Annotated in this window: 16 protein-coding genes; 12 read left to right on the top strand and 4 right to left on the bottom strand. The window is 69.2% G+C overall.

Features of this window, described 5'->3' with window-relative positions:
- Positions 1–2 precede the first annotated feature (2 nt).
- Genes ACXJJ3_RS09145 through ACXJJ3_RS09120 form a run of 6 tightly spaced genes read left to right on the top strand, consistent with a single transcriptional unit; the run spans position 3 to position 5,742 of the window.
- Positions 3–908, top strand: a complete 906-nt coding sequence (locus tag ACXJJ3_RS09145) for a carbohydrate ABC transporter permease (RefSeq protein ID WP_458169531.1) — start codon at positions 3–5, stop codon at positions 906–908.
- On the top strand, positions 905–1,786 hold the full coding sequence (locus ACXJJ3_RS09140) for a carbohydrate ABC transporter permease (RefSeq protein WP_458169530.1): 882 nt from the start codon (positions 905–907) through the stop codon (positions 1,784–1,786). The genes ACXJJ3_RS09145 and ACXJJ3_RS09140 overlap by 4 nt, the downstream gene beginning before the upstream one ends.
- Before the next feature lie 6 nt (positions 1,787–1,792).
- Positions 1,793–2,884 (top strand): ABC transporter ATP-binding protein, encoded by a 1,092-nt coding sequence (locus ACXJJ3_RS09135; RefSeq protein WP_458169529.1) that lies wholly within the window; start codon positions 1,793–1,795, stop codon positions 2,882–2,884.
- Between the two features lie 11 nt (positions 2,885–2,895).
- Entirely contained in the window at positions 2,896–3,822 is a 927-nt protein-coding gene (locus ACXJJ3_RS09130; RefSeq protein WP_458169528.1) for an acetylxylan esterase, read from the top strand.
- Between the two features lie 4 nt (positions 3,823–3,826).
- Positions 3,827–4,672, top strand: coding sequence for an acetylxylan esterase (locus ACXJJ3_RS09125; protein ID WP_458169527.1), 846 nt, complete (start codon positions 3,827–3,829; stop codon positions 4,670–4,672).
- On the top strand, positions 4,669–5,742 hold the full coding sequence (locus ACXJJ3_RS09120; protein WP_458169526.1) for an aminotransferase class V-fold PLP-dependent enzyme: 1,074 nt from the start codon (positions 4,669–4,671) through the stop codon (positions 5,740–5,742). Before ACXJJ3_RS09125 ends, ACXJJ3_RS09120 begins: the two co-directional genes overlap by 4 nt.
- On the opposite strand, the gene ACXJJ3_RS09115 is transcribed toward ACXJJ3_RS09120, so the two are convergent.
- The gene (locus tag ACXJJ3_RS09115) at positions 5,707–6,195 is read right to left on the bottom strand and encodes a hypothetical protein (RefSeq protein ID WP_458169525.1); all 489 of its coding nucleotides are present in this window, start codon (positions 6,193–6,195) and stop codon (positions 5,707–5,709) included. The two genes, ACXJJ3_RS09120 and ACXJJ3_RS09115, sit on opposite strands and share 36 nt — an antisense overlap.
- Positions 6,196–6,382: 187 nt before the next feature.
- Between ACXJJ3_RS09115 and ligD the strand changes: the two genes are divergently transcribed.
- Complete coding sequence (gene ligD, locus ACXJJ3_RS09110; protein ID WP_458169524.1) at positions 6,383–7,363, top strand: non-homologous end-joining DNA ligase; 981 nt, start codon at positions 6,383–6,385, stop codon at positions 7,361–7,363.
- A gap of 25 nt (positions 7,364–7,388) precedes the next feature.
- Here ligD and ACXJJ3_RS09105 read toward each other — a convergent pair whose 3' ends face one another.
- Both ACXJJ3_RS09105 and ACXJJ3_RS09100 read right to left on the bottom strand, forming a co-directional pair.
- Positions 7,389–10,667 (bottom strand): hypothetical protein, encoded by a 3,279-nt coding sequence (locus ACXJJ3_RS09105; protein ID WP_458169523.1) that lies wholly within the window; start codon positions 10,665–10,667, stop codon positions 7,389–7,391.
- Between the two features lie 26 nt (positions 10,668–10,693).
- Complete coding sequence (locus ACXJJ3_RS09100; RefSeq protein WP_458169522.1) at positions 10,694–11,266, bottom strand: TetR/AcrR family transcriptional regulator; 573 nt, start codon at positions 11,264–11,266, stop codon at positions 10,694–10,696.
- Positions 11,267–11,370: 104 nt separating this feature from the next.
- Between ACXJJ3_RS09100 and ACXJJ3_RS09095 the strand changes: the two genes are divergently transcribed.
- Positions 11,371–12,300, top strand: coding sequence for an alpha/beta hydrolase (locus ACXJJ3_RS09095; protein WP_458169521.1), 930 nt, complete (start codon positions 11,371–11,373; stop codon positions 12,298–12,300).
- Here ACXJJ3_RS09095 and mug read toward each other — a convergent pair.
- The gene (gene mug, locus ACXJJ3_RS09090) at positions 12,293–12,793 is read right to left on the bottom strand and encodes a G/U mismatch-specific DNA glycosylase (protein ID WP_458169520.1); all 501 of its coding nucleotides are present in this window, start codon (positions 12,791–12,793) and stop codon (positions 12,293–12,295) included. The genes ACXJJ3_RS09095 and mug overlap by 8 nt on opposite strands.
- A gap of 65 nt (positions 12,794–12,858) precedes the next feature.
- On the opposite strand from mug, the gene ACXJJ3_RS09085 reads away from it, so the two are divergent.
- From ACXJJ3_RS09085 to ACXJJ3_RS09070, 4 genes are read left to right on the top strand one after another with little or no spacing between them, the layout of a single operon-like run.
- Entirely contained in the window at positions 12,859–13,584 is a 726-nt protein-coding gene (locus ACXJJ3_RS09085) for a Clp protease N-terminal domain-containing protein (protein WP_458169519.1), read from the top strand.
- Between the two features lie 9 nt (positions 13,585–13,593).
- Positions 13,594–14,880, top strand: a complete 1,287-nt coding sequence (locus ACXJJ3_RS09080) for a serine hydrolase domain-containing protein (protein WP_458169518.1) — start codon at positions 13,594–13,596, stop codon at positions 14,878–14,880.
- Positions 14,881–14,925: 45 nt separating this feature from the next.
- Positions 14,926–16,323 (top strand): ATP-binding protein, encoded by a 1,398-nt coding sequence (locus tag ACXJJ3_RS09075; protein WP_458169517.1) that lies wholly within the window; start codon positions 14,926–14,928, stop codon positions 16,321–16,323.
- A 1-nt stretch (position 16,324) separates the two neighbouring features.
- Positions 16,325–18,280 carry a hypothetical protein gene (locus ACXJJ3_RS09070; RefSeq protein WP_458169516.1) on the top strand — a complete coding sequence of 652 codons (1,956 nt, stop codon included), beginning with the start codon at positions 16,325–16,327 and terminating at the stop codon, positions 18,278–18,280.
- Positions 18,281–18,335 lie beyond the last annotated feature (55 nt).

The following is an 18,335-nucleotide window of genomic DNA, read 5'->3' as shown; positions in this document are numbered from 1 at the left end:
GCATGGCCGCCTTCGCCGAACGCCGACCGCTGGGCGACAACGCGAAGGCCTGGGCGCTGAACGCCCCGGCCATCGTCGTGATCGCCCTGCTGGTCGCGTATCCGATCGGGTACTCGTTCTACGTCAGCCTGCAGAAGAACAACCTGAAACGCCCACGGGCCAAGCGATTCATCGGCTTCGACAACTACACCTCGCTGCTCAGCGACCACGCGTTCCTGAACGCGTTGAAGGTGTCGGCACTGTTCGTCGTGGTGGTCCTCGGGCTCACCGTCGTACTGGCGCTGATCCTGGCGCTGGTGCTCAACGAACGGTTCCACGGCCGAGGTCTGCTGCTCAGCCTCGCGTTGTTGCCCTGGGCAATGCCCGGGGTGGTGAACGGCCTGATGTGGCGGACGATCTTCGACGCGAAGACCGGCGCGCTGAACGGCCTGCTGCGGCAGCTCGGCCTGATCGACGGGTACCACGCGTGGCTGACGTCCGGCACCGGCGCGTTCCTGTTCACCGCACTGGCGCAGGTGTGGAACACGCTGCCGTTCTCGGTCATCATCCTGCTCGCCGGATTGTCGACAATCCCCTCAGAGCTGTACGACGCCGCGACGGTCGACCGAGCCGGCGCCTGGCGCCGCTTCACCCAGGTCACCGTCCCGTGGCTGCTGCACCCGCTGCTGATCGTGCTGATCCTCGAAACCATGAACGCGTTCCGCGCCTTCGACACGATCTACGTCCTGACCGGCGGCGGCCCCGGCGACGCAACCACCACGATCGCCCTCCTCGACGTCCAGACCGTCCTCACCTTCACCGACTTCGGCCTCGGCAGCGCCTACGCCTGGGTCATCACCGCCATCACCCTGCTGATCTCGGTCGCCTACATCGGCCTCCTCTACCGGAAGGGAAATTTCGACGTATGAAGGCTCCCTTGAGGTACCGGATTCCGTGGAAGAAAATCGTGCTGTACGTGCTGGCGGTCGGGTTCGGGTTGTATTTGGTGTTGCCGTTCTACTGGATCGTCGCGATGAGCTTCATGCACGAGGTGGACGCGATCTCGGTGCCGCCGCACTGGGTTCCGACGCATCCGACATTGGCGAACTACCTCGGGTTCGTCCGCCCGGACGCGGCGCAGGAGCTGGTCGGTGGGCGCGCGGTGTCGGAGACGCCGTACTCGTTGCGGAACAGCCTGATCGTGGCGACGGCAACCGCCGTACTGAACCTGGCGCTGGCGACGTTCGCGGCGTACTCGTTCTCGCGGCTGAAGTTCCGTGGGAGTCAGGTGCTGCTCGTGCTGTACCTGTTGACCCGGATGGTGCCGGGGATCGCGATCATCATCCCGTTCTATCTGCTGATGCGGTCGTTCGGGCTGCTCGACACCTACCTGGCGCTGATCCTGTCGTACACGACGTTCGCGCTGCCGATCACGATCTGGATCCTGAAGGACTTCTTCCGGTCGGTGCCGCGTGAGCTCGAGGAAGCGGCGCGGGTCGACCGGTGCGGCTGGTTCCGGACGATGTGGACGGTGTTCCTGCCGGTGGCGGCGCCGGGGCTGGTGGCGGCCGCGGTGTTCGCGTTCATGACCGCGTGGAACGAGTTCATGTTCGCGCTGTTCCTGACCAGCACGAAGGCGGCGAAGACGATCCCCGTGGTCGCGGCGAACTTCGCCACCGACTTCAACACGCAGTTCACCGTGATGGCCGCGGCCGGAGTGCTCGCGGTCGTCCCACCCCTGGTGCTGGCACTGCTCTTCCAGCGCAAGCTGGTGCAGGGCATGGCCGCCGGATCCGTGAAGGGCTGAGGCGAGATGGCCGAAGTACAGCTGCAAGGTGTCAGCAAGAAGTTCGCCGACAAACTGGTTGTCGACAATCTGAACCTGACGATCCAGGACCAGGAGTTCCTCACGCTGGTCGGACCGTCCGGGTGCGGGAAGTCGACGACGTTGCGGATGATCTGCGGGCTGGAACGTGCGACCGCGGGCGATATCTTCTTCGACGGCAAGCCGGTCAGCTGGCTGCCGGCGAACAAGCGCGACGTGTCGATGGTGTTCCAGAGCTACGCGCTCTACCCGCACAAGACCGTCGCACAGAACATCGGGTTCGCGCTCCGGATGATGCGGGTGCCCAAGGCAACCATCGCCGAGGAGGTACGGCGGGCCGCCCGGACGCTCGACATCGAGGACCTGCTCGACCGCAAGCCCCGCGAGCTGTCCGGCGGCCAGCGCCAGCGGGTGGCGCTCGGCCGGGCGATCGTCCGCGACGCCGGGGCGTACCTGCTGGACGAGCCGCTGTCCAACCTGGACGCTCAGCTCAGGGTGCTGATGCGCGCCGAGATCAAGCGCCTGCACGTCGACGTGGCGCGGACCTTCATCTACGTCACGCACGACCAGGTGGAGGCGATGACGATGTCCGACCGGATCGCGGTACTGCGCGACGGCGTCGTCCAGCAGTGCGCGACCCCGGAGGAGATCTACGAACGCCCGGCGAACCGCTTCGTCGCCTCGTTCATGGGCTCACCGCCGATGAACTTCCTCACCGGCGAACTCGCCGACGTCGACGGCGTCCGGGTCTTCCGCTCACCGTCGCTGACCCAACCTCTCGCCCAAACCCTCACACTGCCGCTGGACGCGGCCGACCGCGCGGTCGTGCTGGGGATCCGCCCGGAAGGCCTCACACTGTCGACCACGCCGGTCGGCGGCTACCACCCCGGGAAGGTCTTCGTCTCCGAACCGCTCGGCCCCGACGTCCTCGTCACCGTCAACATCGAAGGCGAACTGCTGAGAGCCCGCGTCCCCACCCCGTTCCGCCTCGGCCACGACAGCACGGTGTACGTCGGCCTCGACCCGGCGCGCCTGCATCTGTTCGGCACCGACGGCGCCGCCCTCCATGCTCCCCAGTGAAAGGAACGCTCTTGAGAGACCCCGAGAACGCGACCGTCGAGGTCGAGCTGCCGGAAGACTTCGACGCCTTCTGGCAGGCCGGCCTCGCGGACTGCGCGTCGTACCCGCTCGACCCGGTCCTCACCGAGATGCCGGCTCTGTCGACAGATCGTGTGATTGTCTACGATCTGCGCTTCACCAGCTACGGCGGACTCCGGATCGCCGGCTGGTACGCCGTCCCGCGGGATCGCCCCGGCCCGCTGCCGGGCCTGGTGACGATCCCGGGGTACATCTCGGAGCCGACGGTCCCGAAGGAATGGGCCGAGCTCGGCTACGCGACGCTCGCGATCGCCCCGCGCGGGAAGCTCCGCTCGAACGACGTGTTCAATCCCGGCTACCCGGGCCTGCTCACGCACAACATCGTCGACCCGAACACGTACGGGTACCGCGGGTTCTACCTCGACGTGGTGCGCGCGGTCGAAGTACTGCTGGATCGTCCTGATGTCGACAATCTGCGGATCGGGCTGCAGGGCTCGAGCCAGGGCGGCGGGCTCGGGATCTCCACGGCCGCGCTGATGCCGGACGCGATCCGCTGCGTCGCGGCCGGGGCGCCGTACCTGTGCGGGATCATGACCGCGCCGACGCTGACCCGGTCGTACCCGTACGAGGAGATCAACGAGTACCTGCGGATCCACCCGAAGGACGTGGACCGCGTGCGGGAGACCGTCGCGTACTACGACGGCCTGAACTTCGCGCCGAAGGTGCAGGCGCCGACATTGCTGTACGTCGGCCTCGAGGACGACGTCTGTCCGCCGGAGACCGGGTTCGCGCTGCATCGGGTACTGACCTGCGAGAAGACATTGCACACGTACCCGCACTGCGCGCATCACGCCGGACTGCCGGATGTGATGCGGATCGTGGAGGACTTTCTTGCCGAGCAACTCACCCCGGGACGGTGACCTGATGACCTTCGATGCCTACTGGGCCGCGGTCGACGACGAACTCGCGGCGATCCCCGGCCGGCCGGTTCTCGACGTCGTCCCGGCCCGGACGACCGACGAGGCGACGTTCTACTCGCTGCGGATCACGAGCACCGGTCCGTACCGCGTGTACGGCAACTTGAGCATTCCGACCGGCGACGGGCCGTTCCCGGGGCTGCTGATCACCCCGCGGTACGGGAGCGTCAACAACATCCCGCACCCGAACGACCGGAGCCGGTACGTCGTTCTCAGCCTGATGCACCGCGGGCAACGGCTCGCCGACGAGGGGTTCGCGGCGGCGTACCCCGGATTGCTGACGATGGGGATCGACGATCCGGCGACGTACATCTACCGCGGGATCGCGGCGGACTGCCTGCGGGCAGCCGAGTTCCTGCTGGGGATGGCGGAGGTCGATCCCACGCGGGTCGCGGTGACCGGGGACGACCTCGCCGTACTGACTGCCGCGCGGAGGCCCGGGTTCAGCTCGGTGCGGGTGACGGACCTGCTGTTCTACCGCGCGATGGAGGCGCGGCTGAAGTCGTGTCTGTATCCGCTCGAGGAGCTGAACGACCACCTCCGCGCCGGATTGTCGACAGAAGGATTGTCGACAACCCTCTCGTACTACGATCCGGCGCGGCACGCCCCGGCCGTCGCGGGCCGGACGTTGCTGGCGACCGACGACGAGGACTGGTGCGGCTCGCTGCTCGCGGCGTTGCCGGATCCGGAGGTCTACCAGGTCACGCATCTCGACGGAACCGACAACGACTCCCTCGACGCGTGGCTGGCGGCACGGTCCGGCGTACCGGCGATGTCGAAGTTCGTCGCATGAATCCGCTGGGGGTCCGGCCGGTCGTCAACGCCAACGCGACCGTCACCGTCCTGGGTGGTTCGCTCATGCCGCCACCGGTGATCCAGGCGATGAACGAGGCGGCAGCACACTTCGTCGACCTGCCGGAGTTGAACCAGCGCGTGGGGGAGCGGCTCGCGGACCTGACCCACAACGAGGCTGCCTACGTGACCTCGGGTGCCGCGGCCGGCATCACGTTGACGATCGCCGCCTGCATCACCACTGAGTCGCAGTCGTTTCCGAGGCCGGCTGACGTGGTCATGTTCGCCAGCCAACGCAACGGCTACGACTACTCGGCCCGCCTCACCGGCGCCCGCGTTGTCGAGGTCGGCCCGTCCGTCGATGAACTCCGCACAGCGCTCTCCGGCAAGCCTGCGTGCGTGCTGTGGTTTGCGGGGGCGCACTACGCGGCGGGTGCGTTGGGAGTGGAGCAGGTTGTCGCGTGTGCGCGTGCGTTCGGGGTGCCGGTGATCGTGGATGCCGCCGCGCAGATTCCGCCGGTGGAGTCGTTGTGGCGGTTCACGCGGGACGTCGGCGCGGATGCGGTGATCGTCAGCGGCGGCAAGGGACTGCGCGGGCCGCAGGCGAGCGGGCTTGTCCTCGGGAAGCGCTGGTTGATCGAGCGGATCCGCGCGCACACCTCGCCGCTGCACGAGATCGGCCGCGGGATGAAGGTCGGCAAAGAGGAGTTGATGGGTCTGCTCGCCGCGGTCGAGTGGACGCTCGACCAGGACGAACAGGCGATCGTGGCCGGATATGAGCAGATTGTCGACAACTGGATTGTCGGCTTACAGGGCATTCCAGGGGTGGTTGTCGAGCGCGGCTACCCGAGCGAGGCCGGTCAGCCGCACAGCCGGGCAGTGCTTCGCCTGCGGGACCGCGACGCCGTACTCAAGGCCCTCTGGGACGGCACCCCACGGATCTCTGTCGGGACGTACGGTCTGCCCGACGACGCGATTGCGCTCAACCCGCAGACCCTGGAGCCAGGCGAGGAACACCTGGTTCTCGAAGCCCTGCTACGCGTGCTCGCAGATGCAGAGTTGGAGGGGTGAGTTCGCGGTGAACGGTTCGGCCTGCCAGTTGCCGAAGCGGTCGATCAGGCGGAGGCCGCCGAGGGAGAGGAGGAGCGGGAGTTCCTGGGGGAAGATGCTCCTCATTTCGAGCGGGGTGGCGACGAAGTCGGGGTCGGTTGCGGTGGAGAAGTACCACGTGCCGCGCGTGACCTGCGTCAGGGCGTCGTAGGTTTCGGCGACGTCGACGGTGACGTCGCCGCGGTCGGGGTCCGTGAAGGACAGCGCCTCGCGGGTACGGCGTACACCGTCGGCGTCGGCGAGGAGGCGGATGCTCGGGTTGAACACGTCGAAGACGAACCGTGCTCCGGGCGCCAGATGCCGGCGCACCGACCGGAAGCAGTTGGCCAGGTCCTCGCTCTCGTGAAGATGCAGGAGGGAGTTCGCGGTGATGAAGACGAAGTCGAACGTGCGGCCCAGGTCGAAGGAGCGCATGTCACCCGCCCTCCGTGGCGATCGGCGTGGGCCCGGTAGAAGTCGACGGCCGGCCCGCCACCGGGGAACATCAGGTCGTACAGTTTCGCGTGCGAGTAGAACGCCTGGCTCATTGCGCGGCTCCTCCTGCTGACTTCCAGCAGGGTACGGGGCCGCAGAGTTCTCAAACGCCCTCTAAGCTCGGGGAATGGCGAGGAAGCCGGACGAGACGCGTGATGGCGTCGACCTGACCAACCTGGACCAGCCGCTGTTCGACGGGGCCGAGGCGAGCAAGCGGGAGCTGGTCGACTACCTGGACGCGGTGCACGCGCGGATCCTGCCGGAGTTGCGTGAGCGGCCGTTGTCGGTGGTGCGGATCCGGCCGGGGCAGCCGCAGTTCATGCAGAAGAACGTGCCGAAGTACACGCCCGAGTGGGTGAAGACCGTGCAGGTGTGGGCGGAGGCGTCGAAGCGGGAGGTGTCGTACGCGCTGTGCGACGACCGCCGGACGTTGCTCTGGTTCGCGAACCAGCGGGCCGTCGAGTACCACCCGACGCTGATGCGGGCCGATCGGTGGGAACGGGTCACGCATCTCGTGCTGGACCTCGATCCGCCCGAGGGGGAGACGTTCGGGATGGCGGTGCAGGCGGCGTTGCTGGTCCGGGAGGCGCTGACCGATTCGGGGCTGGCGGGCGCGGTGAAGACGAGTGGTGCGAAGGGCGTGCACGTGATCGTCCCGATCGCCGACACCGTGACGATCGAGGACGCGGCGGCGGCGACCCGGGCGATCGCGGCGCGGGCGGAGCGGCTGGATCCGGCGGTCGCGACCACGGCGTACATCAAGGAGGACCGGCACGGGAAGGTGTTCGTCGACTCGACGCGTTCGGGTGGGGCGACGGTGGTGGCGGCGTACAGCCCGCGGGTCCGGCCGGGGGCGACCGTGTCGTTCCCGGTGGCGTGGGACGAGCTGGAGAACGTGTCGCCGCGGGACTTCACGGTGCGTACGGCGCCTGGGCTGCTCGGCGACCGGGATCCGTGGGCGGAGGCGTTGCCCGCGCCGCAGGAGATTCCCGAGGACGTGCTGGCCGAGGGGCGGGAGATCCCGGTGGCGCGGGTCGCCGCGATGCACGAAGGCAAGCGCCGCAAGCGCGCCCGCGAGGCACAGGCCGCAGAGGAGCCGCGCTCGTGAGCTGCAGGTCGCGGAGGAGCAGGAGCTACTCCGCGGCTGTCGTCAGGTCGAGGGATCGGCGTCGTACGGCCGGTTGTGGGTGGTTGCGGAGGGCAACCAGTACGGAACGCCAGGGGGCGGGCCAGCCGGCCGGGGGAGCGGCGGCACGGAGCAGGGCGTGGGAGAAGAGGCCGGAGGCGAGGTCGGTGGAGGTCGCCAGGGCCTCGGCGGTCGGGAGTAGGTCGGCGGGTGACCAGGTCGAGGCGGTGGCGGTGAGCCGAGCGCCGATCAGGTCGGCCGCGGTGACGGCCGCCACGGGATCGTCGGCGACCAGCCCGACCAGATCTGTGGTGTCGGTGACGAGCTCGAGTAGGTCGTGGGCGAGGACCAGGAGCTGGAGGCGGAGGTCCAGGAGGTCGGGTGTGGTTAGTTCGTCGGCCAGCGGTGTTAGGTAGCGGCGGATCGCGGTTGGCCGGGAACTGAAGTGGGAGGTGAGTTGAGAGACCAGGTAGGTGAGACGCTGGCGGGCGGGATGGTCGCGGTCGGGGGTGGCGTTGGGGAGGGACGGGTTGGCTTCCAGGTGGACCAGTAGGCGGACCGTGTCGACCAGCGCGTCCACGCCGAGCGGTGCGTCGGCGGCGGCGATCGAGACGAGAGCAATGGTGGCTTGACGCCAGACGTGACCACGCAGTGAGAGCCGCGTGATGAAGTCGGCGCAGACGCCCGCAACGGCAGGGTTATGGCGCGCCCACTGAGGTAGCGCGATCAGCGCCGGCCCCACGACCTCTGGCTCGCTCCTGGTCGTCACAGCGATCAAAAGGTCGGCATACCGTGACCGATAACCGACAGGTACGTCGTACGCCCGCCGCGCTGTCAACGCGACAGCCGTAGCAGCCGAGTCGTGCACCGCCTGCTCCAGCACAGCCCACGCAGCAGGGTCATACAGCAAGTACTGCGACACCGTGCGCGCTATAGCCGCCCGTACGTCCCGATGCGCCCCAGCCCACGTCTCCGTGAGCACCGCACTCGCCCCAGGCGCCCGTAGCTCGCCCAGCAGCCGTACGGCTTCCTTCCGCGCCGTGACCTTCACCCCGTCGCCGGACAGCACCGGCTGCAACAGCCCTGGCAACAAGCTCGGCCGTACGTACCGCGCAGCCCGCCCTGCCGCATACACAGCCACCCGCGCCCGGTCGTCACCTGCATGCGCCAGCAGCAACGGAATGGCAGCGTCCGGCCGCTCCGTCCACGCCAACGCTCCAAGCGCAGCCTCCTGCAGCAGCACGTTGTCGCTGGCAAGGAACTCGTCCAGCGAGCCGCCGACAGGGCCGAGCGTCTTGACGGCCTGCGCGCGGTACCACTCCGGCATGCGCTCGTCACGCGCCACACCGGCCAGCAAGTCGGCGTACCGCGCCTGCTGTCGCGGGAGCCAGCGCCGGAGCGCCTGGTTCGACACCTCCCACGCAGCGCTGTTCCGGTCGAAGCGGCGGATCTGGTCCGCGGCCGCGAGCACCGGGTCCAGCAGGTCGGTACGGAGCTCGGTCACCACCCACCACACCGGATACCAGCGTGCCAGGCGGACGTCGCGAGCGATGATCCGCTCCACGCGCTCCTGCCGCGTGGCCGGTGCATCCAGCCAGAACCGGCAGCCCTCGTTGACCGTGTACTCCTGGTTGGACCAGACGGCCTGCTCCAGCACCTCCTGCAGCGGCTCCAGCGCCCACGCCCGCTTCCCGAAAGCAGCCGCGACCGCAATCGCCAGCCCGTACTCGTTCCGCTTCGCCGCAGCATCGACAGCCGGCCGCAGTACGTCGTACACCTCGACCTCACGCCCACGCGGGAGCCCCGTGACGAGCCCGTACAGGTCGATCGTCCCGGCGTTCGACGACAGCCGCCCGTGCGCCTGCAACCCCCACTCCAGTACGCCGACCTGTTCGCCGACCGCCCCGTGCACGACAGCACGCTCAGCCAGCACCGTCAGCGCCCGCCGCGTGCTGTACGACGTGTCGCGCGCGTCCAGCGCATCCTCGAGCAGTGTGTCCAACGAAGCGGTCAGCGCATCCGTCAGCAGCGACGGTGGTAGCGCAGCAACCGCCTGGACCACCGTGGAACGCACAGGGTCCTGCTCGTTGCGAATGCGCCCGGCAGTCCACGCAACAGCCTCTACGACCTGCTCCGGCAGCCGACCGCTCCCAGCCGACCGGATGACCGCCCGATAGACGGAAGAACGCACCCCAACGTCGGGATCGCGTACGTCGCTGGACAGCAGCGAGAACGCCTCCTCGTAAGGGAGATGCCCTGTCACGCTACGGCGAGCTGCAGCGTCCTCCTGCACCACAGGCAGCGCCAGCATCCGCCGTGCCTGGTCAACGCGCAGCTGATGCGGCAGCGCCGACAACAGGTCATCAGCGAGCTGCGCTTGCCCCAGCTCGATCTGCTCGGTAACGCCCGCAAAGACCGCACCTCGCCGCGACGGAGGCAACGCCGCGAGCAACTCCGATAGCCGCGGCCACAGGACCCGGCCGAGCCGGACCAAGGCTTCAGTGGAGTACCGGTGCAGCCGTCGCCGAAAAGCCGGTGTCAGCGCCCGCCACACCACCCGCCGCCTGTCCGGTGCCAGCAGCATCTCCAACACACCAGCCGGATCCCTGTCTGTCAGCGGCCCGAGTATGTCGAGCACAGCGGTCGGCAGATCGTCAGCCGGCACCGCCTCCATGATCAGGTCCACGGCCAGCGCAGCAGCAACGCCATGGCCGACGCCTTGCCACCACTCAGGACCAGCAGGCAGCGTGGAGCGCGCAAAGGAGAGCACCTGCTCCGGATGGTGCTTGGCCAGCGTCCGCCAAGTGCCCGGGGTCAGGCAGTACGCCAGCTCCGGCAGCAGCCGTTCCACGGTCCGGTGATCGGTCGCGTCCAGCAGGCCGCTCGCGGCCACGTCGCCCCACCGTGCCCGGTGCTCGTCGATCAGCCGTACGGCGAGATGCTCCCGCCGCTGCCGCCGTACCAACGCCACCAGCCGCGTCCGCAGGAACGCCGGCGCGTCGTCGTACAGGATCCGCAGGTCGCCGTCCGCCACCGGTACGCCGCGACCGACCGCGGCGAGCGCCCGCGCCTGCACGGCGGGCTCGCGGTCCCGGAGCATCCGCGAGACGTACGCCGTGTCCCGGGTGACCTCGGCGATCTGCAGGCCGAGCAGCCGCTCGAACGCCGGTCCGCGGGCCAGCTCACCGAGCAGCCCGGCGAGCTGCGGCGCCTGCTCCGCGAGGAACCGCACGCGCCGGCCGTACGAGAGTCCGTCGATCGATCGCAGCAGCTCCGGCACTCGCATGGTCCCATCCTGCCGAATGATGGGTGTCAGCTCCCGAGCGACGCGTCCAGGATGATCGTCGCGGCTTCCCGGGCGCGGACCGCGGGTCCGGCGGTGCCGGAGATCGCGGAGCGGGTGATGGCGCCCTCGCTGAGCAGGATGAGGTGGTCGGCGAGCGCCTCTGGGTCGCGGGCGCCGGCCGCGGTGGCGAGTTCGCCGAGCGCGCGGCGGAAGCCTTCCTTGTGTTCGAGGGCCAGCTCGGCGACCCGCGGGGAGACGGTGCCGAGCTCGCCGAACGAGTTGATGAACGCGCAGCCCCGGTAGTCCCGCTGCTGGAACCAGTCGTACAGGAAGTCGAACACCGCGAGCAGCCGCGAGCGCGGGTCGGTGGCCGCGTCGACGTGCGCGGCGAGCATCGACTTCCAGAGCGCGTCCCGGCCGTCCAGGTACGCCTCGATCAGCGTCTCCTTGGACGGGAACAGCTGGTACAGCCGCTTCAGCGAGACGCCGGACGCGGTCCGGATCGCGTCCATCCCGACCGCCTGGACGCCGCGCTCGTAGAACAGCGCGTCCGCCGCGTCCAGCACCTGCCGCTGCGCCGTCGCCGTGTCCAGCACCATCTCCGAACCTCCCCAGTGACCCGCGCCACCTTGCGCGGAGAACCAACGTTCTCCTACAGTAGCCGGAGAACGATCGTTCTCAAAGTGCACATGGGAGGAAGATAATGACACTGCTCGAGCCCGCCGCCCAGGCCTTCGCCGACGCCACCGCGAAGCCGCCGTTCCTGTTCCAGCTGTCCCCGGAGGAGGGCCGCAAGGCCGTCGACGAGGTGCAGACCACCGACTACCCGAAGCTGCCGGTCGACGAGGAGTGGATCACCGCCGCGGATGGCACCAAGGCCCGCATCGTGAAGCCGCAGGGCGCGACCGGCGAACTGCCGGTGATCCTCTACATCCACGGCGCCGGCTGGGTGTTCGGTAACGCGCACACCCACGATCGACTGGTCCGCGAGCTCGCCGTCGGCGCCGGTGCCGCAGTGGTGTTCCCGGAATACGACCTGTCGCCGGAGGTCCGATACCCGCACGCGCTCGAGCAGAACTACGCGGTCGCCCGCTGGATCATTGCCTCGGGCAAGGACTATGGCCTGGACGCGGAGCGGCTGGCGATCGCCGGCGACTCGGTCGGCGGGAACATGACGGCCGCGGTCACGCTGCTCGCGAAGGAGCGCGGCGACGTGAAGTTCGTCCAGCAGGTGCTGTTCTACCCGGTCACCGACGCGTCGTTCGACACTGCGTCGTACAAGGAGTTCGCCGAGGGGTACTTCCTGCAGCTCGACGGGATGAAGTGGTTCTGGGACCAGTACACGACCGACGAGAACGAGCGGAACCAGATCACCGCCTCACCGCTGCGCGCGACGACGGAGCAACTGCGGGGCCTGCCGCCGGCGCTGGTGATCACGGGTCAGGCCGACGTACTGCGGGACGAGGGCGAGGCGTACGCCGCCAAGCTGCTCGAGGCCGGGGTGCCGACGACCGCGGTGCGCTTCGCGGCGATCATCCACGACTTCGTGATGCTCGACGCGCTCCGTGACACCTACGCCGCGAACGCCGCGATCGAGCTGGCGATCTCGACGCTCCGCAAGGCGCTCAACTGACCTGTTCGAGTTCCGCGAATGCCGCGGCCAGCTTCGGCAAGGTGTAGTGGGCATTCAGGCCGCTCGGATTCGGCAGCACCCAGACGCGGGTCGCGCCGATGGTCCGGTCCTGCTTGCCCACCGCGGCGGTACGGTCGCCGAAGGCGTCGCGGTACGCCGTGACGCCGAGCACGGCCAACCACTCGGGCTGTGCGGCGAGTACCTTCGCCACCAGGTTCTCCCCGCCGGCGAGGAACTCGGCCCGCGACAACTCGGCCGCCTTCGCGGACGGACGGTCGACGACGTTGGTGATCCCGAGCCGGAAGCCCAGTAGCTGCTGCTGTTCGGCGGGCTGGAGCTGCCGCGGGGTGAATCCGCTCAGGTGCAACGCCGGCCAGAACCGGTTCCCGGGTCGCGCGAAGTGATGTCCGGTCTCCGCCGACATCAGCCCCGGGTTGATCCCACAGAACAACACCCGCAAGCCGTCGGCAATCACGTCAGGAATCCCGTCCACGGGTCACACCCTAGCGTGTCAACCCAGAGTTGACGTGCGCCAATCGTCAACCTAGGGTTGACACCATGACTCCCGGACCTGACCTGCAGCAACTCATCAACACGATCAAGAGCGACGCCGCCAGTGACGACGAGCTCCAGCAGCTCGCCGCCGCCGCGGCGACGATCAATGAACTGACCACCACCAGCGACCAGGCGCTCGGCTTCTTCGTCGACCGCGCTCGCGGCGCCGGCAAGTCCTGGGTGGAGATCAGCGCCGTCCTCGGCGTCACCAAGCAGGCCGCCCACAAACGCTTCGCCGACTCCTGGACGAGCCGCCCGGGCTTCAAGCGGTATACGCCGCGCACCCAGGCGGTGGTCGAGGCCGCGAAGGAGGTCGCCCGCAGCCGGAACCATGCCTTCATCGGCACCGAGCACCTGCTGCTCGCGTTCTTCAGCCAGCCCGAGGCGCTCGCGACGAAGGTGCTGCTCGCCCACGACATCACCGAGGAATCGGTGGCGGCTGCCGTCGACGAGCAGAGCCCGGCCGGCCCGGACTCCAGTGCGTCGAACGCGGCCGAGGCACTGGACGCGGAGAACCCGCCGTACACCCGCCGGACCGCACACGTCCTGCAAGGTGCGGTCAACGAGGCGCTGACGCTCGGGCACAACTACGTCGGCACCGAGCATCTGTTGCTCGCCTTCTACCGCGACTCGCTCGGCGTCGCGACGCAGATCCTGGTCGCGCAGGGGCTGGACGAGCAAGCGGCCTGGGCGGGCCTGCGTGCACTGCTTGAGGAGGCAGCGAAGTAAGTTGTCCGCATGGCTGACTGGGCTGCGCGGTTGCGCGAGCTGGCGGTGGCGGCGGATGTCACCGGGGCGGTGCTGGGGATCTGGCACGACGGCGAGACGACGATCGCGCCGTACGGCGTCCTGAATCGCAGCACCGGCGTCCACACCACCGCCGACTCGCTGTTCCAGATCGGCTCGGTGAGCAAGCCGTGGACCGCGTCGATGATCGTGCAGCTGGCCGCCGAAGGGCGTCTGCAGCTGGACGACCCGATCGTGAAACTGTTGCCTGAGGCACCGGTCGACGAGCGGATCACGGTCCGCCGGCTGCTCACCCACACCAGTGGCATCGACGGTGACCTGTTCACCGACACCGGTCGCGGCGACGACTGCCTGCAGCGGTACGTCGCCTTGCTCGCCGACGTCGACCAGCTCTTCGAGCCCGGTACGGCGTACTCCTACTGCAACGCCGGCTTCGTCCTGCTCGGCCGGCTGATCGAAGTACTCGACGACCGCACCTGGGACGCGTCGCTGAAGGCCCGGCTGATCGACCCGCTCGGCCTGACCCACACGGTCACGCTCCCGGAGGAGGCGATCCTGCACAACGCCGCGGTCGGCCACCTCGCCACCGACGGGTCCCGCGTACAGACCTGGCAGCTCCCGCGCAGCATCGGCCCCGCCGGGACGATCACCGCGAGCGCCGCCGACGTGCTCGAGTTCGCCAAGCTGCACCTGACCGAGCGGTACGCCGTGATGCAGGAGCCACAGGTACCGTTCGCGGCCGGGATCGGCGGGTTCGTCGACCTCGGGCTGACCTGGCGGATCTACGACTGGGACGGGCGGCGGCTGTTCGGGCACGACGGGTCGACGATCTCGCAGCTCGCGTTCCTCCGGATCGACCCCGAGGCGCGGCTGATCATGTGCCTGCTGACGAACTCCGGCAACGGCACGAGACTCTTCGAGCCGCTGGCGACCGAGGTCTTCCAGCAGTATGTCGGCGTCGGCCACCCGGCCGCACCGCAGCCGGTCGACGCCCCGGCGGACGGGACGGTCGACGATCGCCACACCGCCCGCTACGAACGCGCGAGCGTGCGGCTGGAGGTGAGCCGGCGCGACGACCGGCTCGTGATGACCGAGCAGGCAACCGGGGACCGGCTCGCGTTCGCCGAGGAACCGGTGCACGAGTACGAACTGCTGCCGACCGAACCGCTGGACGGCAACCATTTCGTCACCCGTTACGCTCCGGAACATCCGTGGGTGCCGGTCAGCTTCACGCCGACGCACCTCTTCACCTCCGGACGGGTTACGCCCAGGCGGTGAGACAAACAAGGTGCACTTTGGGGTGATCGAGCTAACGTCGTCAAAGTGACTAGTGCACCTGCTGAACTCCCTCGTAAAGCTGGTGACCTCCGGGCCGCCGGACATCTTCCCCGGTCGATCAAGGCCGAGATCCGTGACAACCTGCTGAAAGAACTCCGGGCCGGACGCGATCCGTGGCCCGGCATCGTCGGATTCACCCGGACGGTGATTCCGCAACTCGAACGCGCCCTGCTGGCCGGCCACGACGTCGTCCTGCTCGGCGAACGCGGCCAGGGCAAGACCCGGCTGCTGCGGACGCTGGTCGGTCTGCTCGACGAGTGGACGCCGGTGATCGACGGCGCCGAGATTCCCGAGCACCCGCTCGACCCGATCACCCCCGCGTCGCGACGGCGTGCCGCCGAACTCGGCGACGACCTGCCGGTCCGCTGGATCCACCGCTCGGAAAGGTACGCCGAGAAGCTCGCCACCCCCGACACGAGCGTCGGCGACCTGATCGGCGACGTGGACCCGGTCAAGGTGGCCGAGGGCCGCAGCCTCGGCGACCCGGAGACGATCCACTTCGGGCTGGTCCCACGCGCGCACCGCGGGATCGTCGCGATCAACGAGCTGCCCGACCTGGCCGAGCGGATCCAGGTCGCGCTGCTGAACGTGATGGAGGAGCGCGACATCCAGGTCCGCGGGTACACGCTCCGGCTGCCGCTCGACGTGTTGCTGGTGGCAACGGCCAACCCCGAGGACTACACCAACCGCGGCCGGATCATCACGCCGCTGAAGGACCGCTTCGGCGCCGAGGTCCGGACCCACTACCCGCTGGACATCGACGCCGAGGTGGACGTGATCCGGCAGGAGGCCGAGTTCACCGCCGAGGTCGGCGAGCCGCTGCTGGAGGTACTGGCCCGGTTCGTCCGGCACCTGCGCGAGTCGACGTCGATCGACCAGCGGTCCGGGGTCTCCGCCCGGTTCGCGGTCGCCGCGGCCGAGACGATCGCCGCGGCCGCGCTGCGCCGTTCGGCGATCACCGGGGAGGAGCCGGCCGTCGCGCGACCGGTCGACCTGGAGGCGGTGCCCGCCGTGCTGCGGGGCAAGCTCGAGTTCGAGCCAGGTGAGGAAGGGCGCGAGATCGAGCTGCTCGAGTACCTGCTGCGCCGGTCGGTGGCCGACACCGCGCGGGAGCGGTTCGCCGGGCTGGACCTGACGCCGCTCGCCCATGCGGTTGCTGACGGCAACCTTGTGACGACCGGCGAGCGGGTGCCCGGACGCGAGGTGCTGTCCGCGCTGCCCGAGCTGCCGGTGCTGCACGACGTCGCCGCCCGCGCGGGTGTGGACGCCGACGACTCACCGGGCCGGATCGCGGCCGCCGTCGAGCTCGCGCTGGAGATGCTGTACCTGTCCAAACGGGTCGCCAAGGACGCCGACGACGACACGACGGTGTACGGGGCCTGAGATGAGCTCGATTCCGGAAGGCTGGTCGTACGGGCCGTGGCACGACGGGCCGGACCCGCTCCAGGCGCCCGCGGACCTGCGGGACGCGCTGGACGAGATCGGCCGGGACGTGATGAACGGGTCGTCGCCGCGGTCCGCGCTGGAGGAGATGCTCCGGCGCGGCACCCGGAACACCCAGGGCCTGGACGACCTGACCCGCCGGCTGTGGGAGCGCCGCCGCGAGATCCAGCAGCGGCACAACCTCGACGGCACGCTCCAGGACGTCCAGCGACTGCTCGACGAGGCGCTGCAGGCCGAACGGCGCGAGCTGTTCCCGAACCCGTCCGACGACGCCCGCTTCAAGGAGGCCGAGCTGGATGCGCTGCCCTCCGGTACGGCGGCCGCCGTACGGGAGCTGGCCAACTACCAGTGGGAGTCGCCGGAGGGCCGGCAGAAGTACGAGGAGATCCGCGAACTGCTCGGGCGCGAGCTGCTCGGGTCGCGGTTCGAGGGTATGAAGGAGGCGCTGCAGCAGACCACGCCGGAGGACGTCGAGCGGATCAACCAGATGCTCACGGACCTGAACGCGCTGCTCGCCGCGCATGCCCAGGGGCGTCCCGACGTACCGCAGCTGTTCGACGAGTTCATGGCCGAGCACGGCGAGTTCTTCCCGGAGAACCCGCGGAACGTCGAGGAGCTGGTCGACGCGCTCGCGCAACGGGCGGCCGCTGCGCAGCGGATGCTGAACTCGATGACGCCCGAGCAGCGCGCCGAGCTGATGGAGCTGTCGCAGCAGGCGTTCGGCAATGCGCAGCTGTCGCAACAGCTGTCCCAGCTCGACGCGCAGCTGCAGTCGCTGCGGCCGGGAGAGGACTGGTACGGGTCGGAGCGGATGAGCGGCGACGACCCGCTCGGGCTGGCCGAGGGCGCGCAGGCGATGTCCGACCTGGCCGAGCTGGATGCGCTGGCCGAGCAACTGGCGCAGTCGTATCCGGGTGCGCGGCTGGAGGACATCGACCTCGAGGCCCTGACCCGGCAGCTGGGCGACGAGGCGACGGTCGACGCTCGCCGGCTGTCGGAGCTGGAGCGCCAGCTGCGCGACCAGGGCCTGATCGAACGGGCGCCGGACGGCTCGCTGCAGTTGTCGCCGAAGGCGCTCCGGCAACTCGGTCAGACGGCGTTGGCCGACGTACTGCGGACCGCGCGCGGCTCGGGCGAACGGGACGCCGCGAACGCCGGCGCTGCCGGTGAGCTGAGCGGGTCGACCCGGCCGTGGGAGTTCGGGGACACCCAGCCCTGGGACGTGCCGCGGACGGTACGGAACGCCGTACTGCGGACCGCTTCGCGCTCGGGCTCGGTCAAGCTCGACGTGGCCGATGTGGAGATCGCGGAGACCGAGCACCGGGCCCGGGCCGCGGTGGCGTTGCTCGTCGACACGTCCTGGTCGATGGTGCAGGAGGGCCGCTGGCTGCCGATGAAGCGGACGGCGCTCGCGCTGCACCAGCTGATCTCGACGCGGTACCGCAACGACGCGCTGCAGCTGATCACGTTCGGGCGGTACGCCGGGGTGATCGAGCTGCCGCAGCTGATCGGGATGGAAGGCACCTGGGAGCAGGGCACCAACGCGCACCACGCGCTGCTGCTCGCCGGCCGGCATCTGCGGCGGCACCCGGACGCGCAACCCGTCGTACTGATGGTGACCGATGGGGAGCCGACCGCGCATCTGGAGCCGGACGGCACAGCCGAGTTCTCGTACCCGCCGGAGCCGGCCACGCTCCGCAAGACGATCTTCGAGGTGGACCGGCTCGCCAAGCTCGGCGCCTCGCTGACCGTCTTCCGGCTCGGCGACGACCCACGGCTGAACGCGTTCGTCGACCTGCTCGCCCGGCGCAGCGGCGGGCGGGTGCTGGCGCCCGATGCGGACGGTCTTGGAGCCGCCGTCGTGGGCGACTACCTACGCACCAGGCGCAAGCTGTAGCAGTCTGAGAAGGAGGGTGTTATCCGTCGAAAAGGCGGGTAACACCCTCCTTCTG

This window comes from Kribbella sp. WER1 (assembly GCF_054189145.1).
This window is presented reverse-complemented; position numbering and strand designations above follow the sequence as displayed.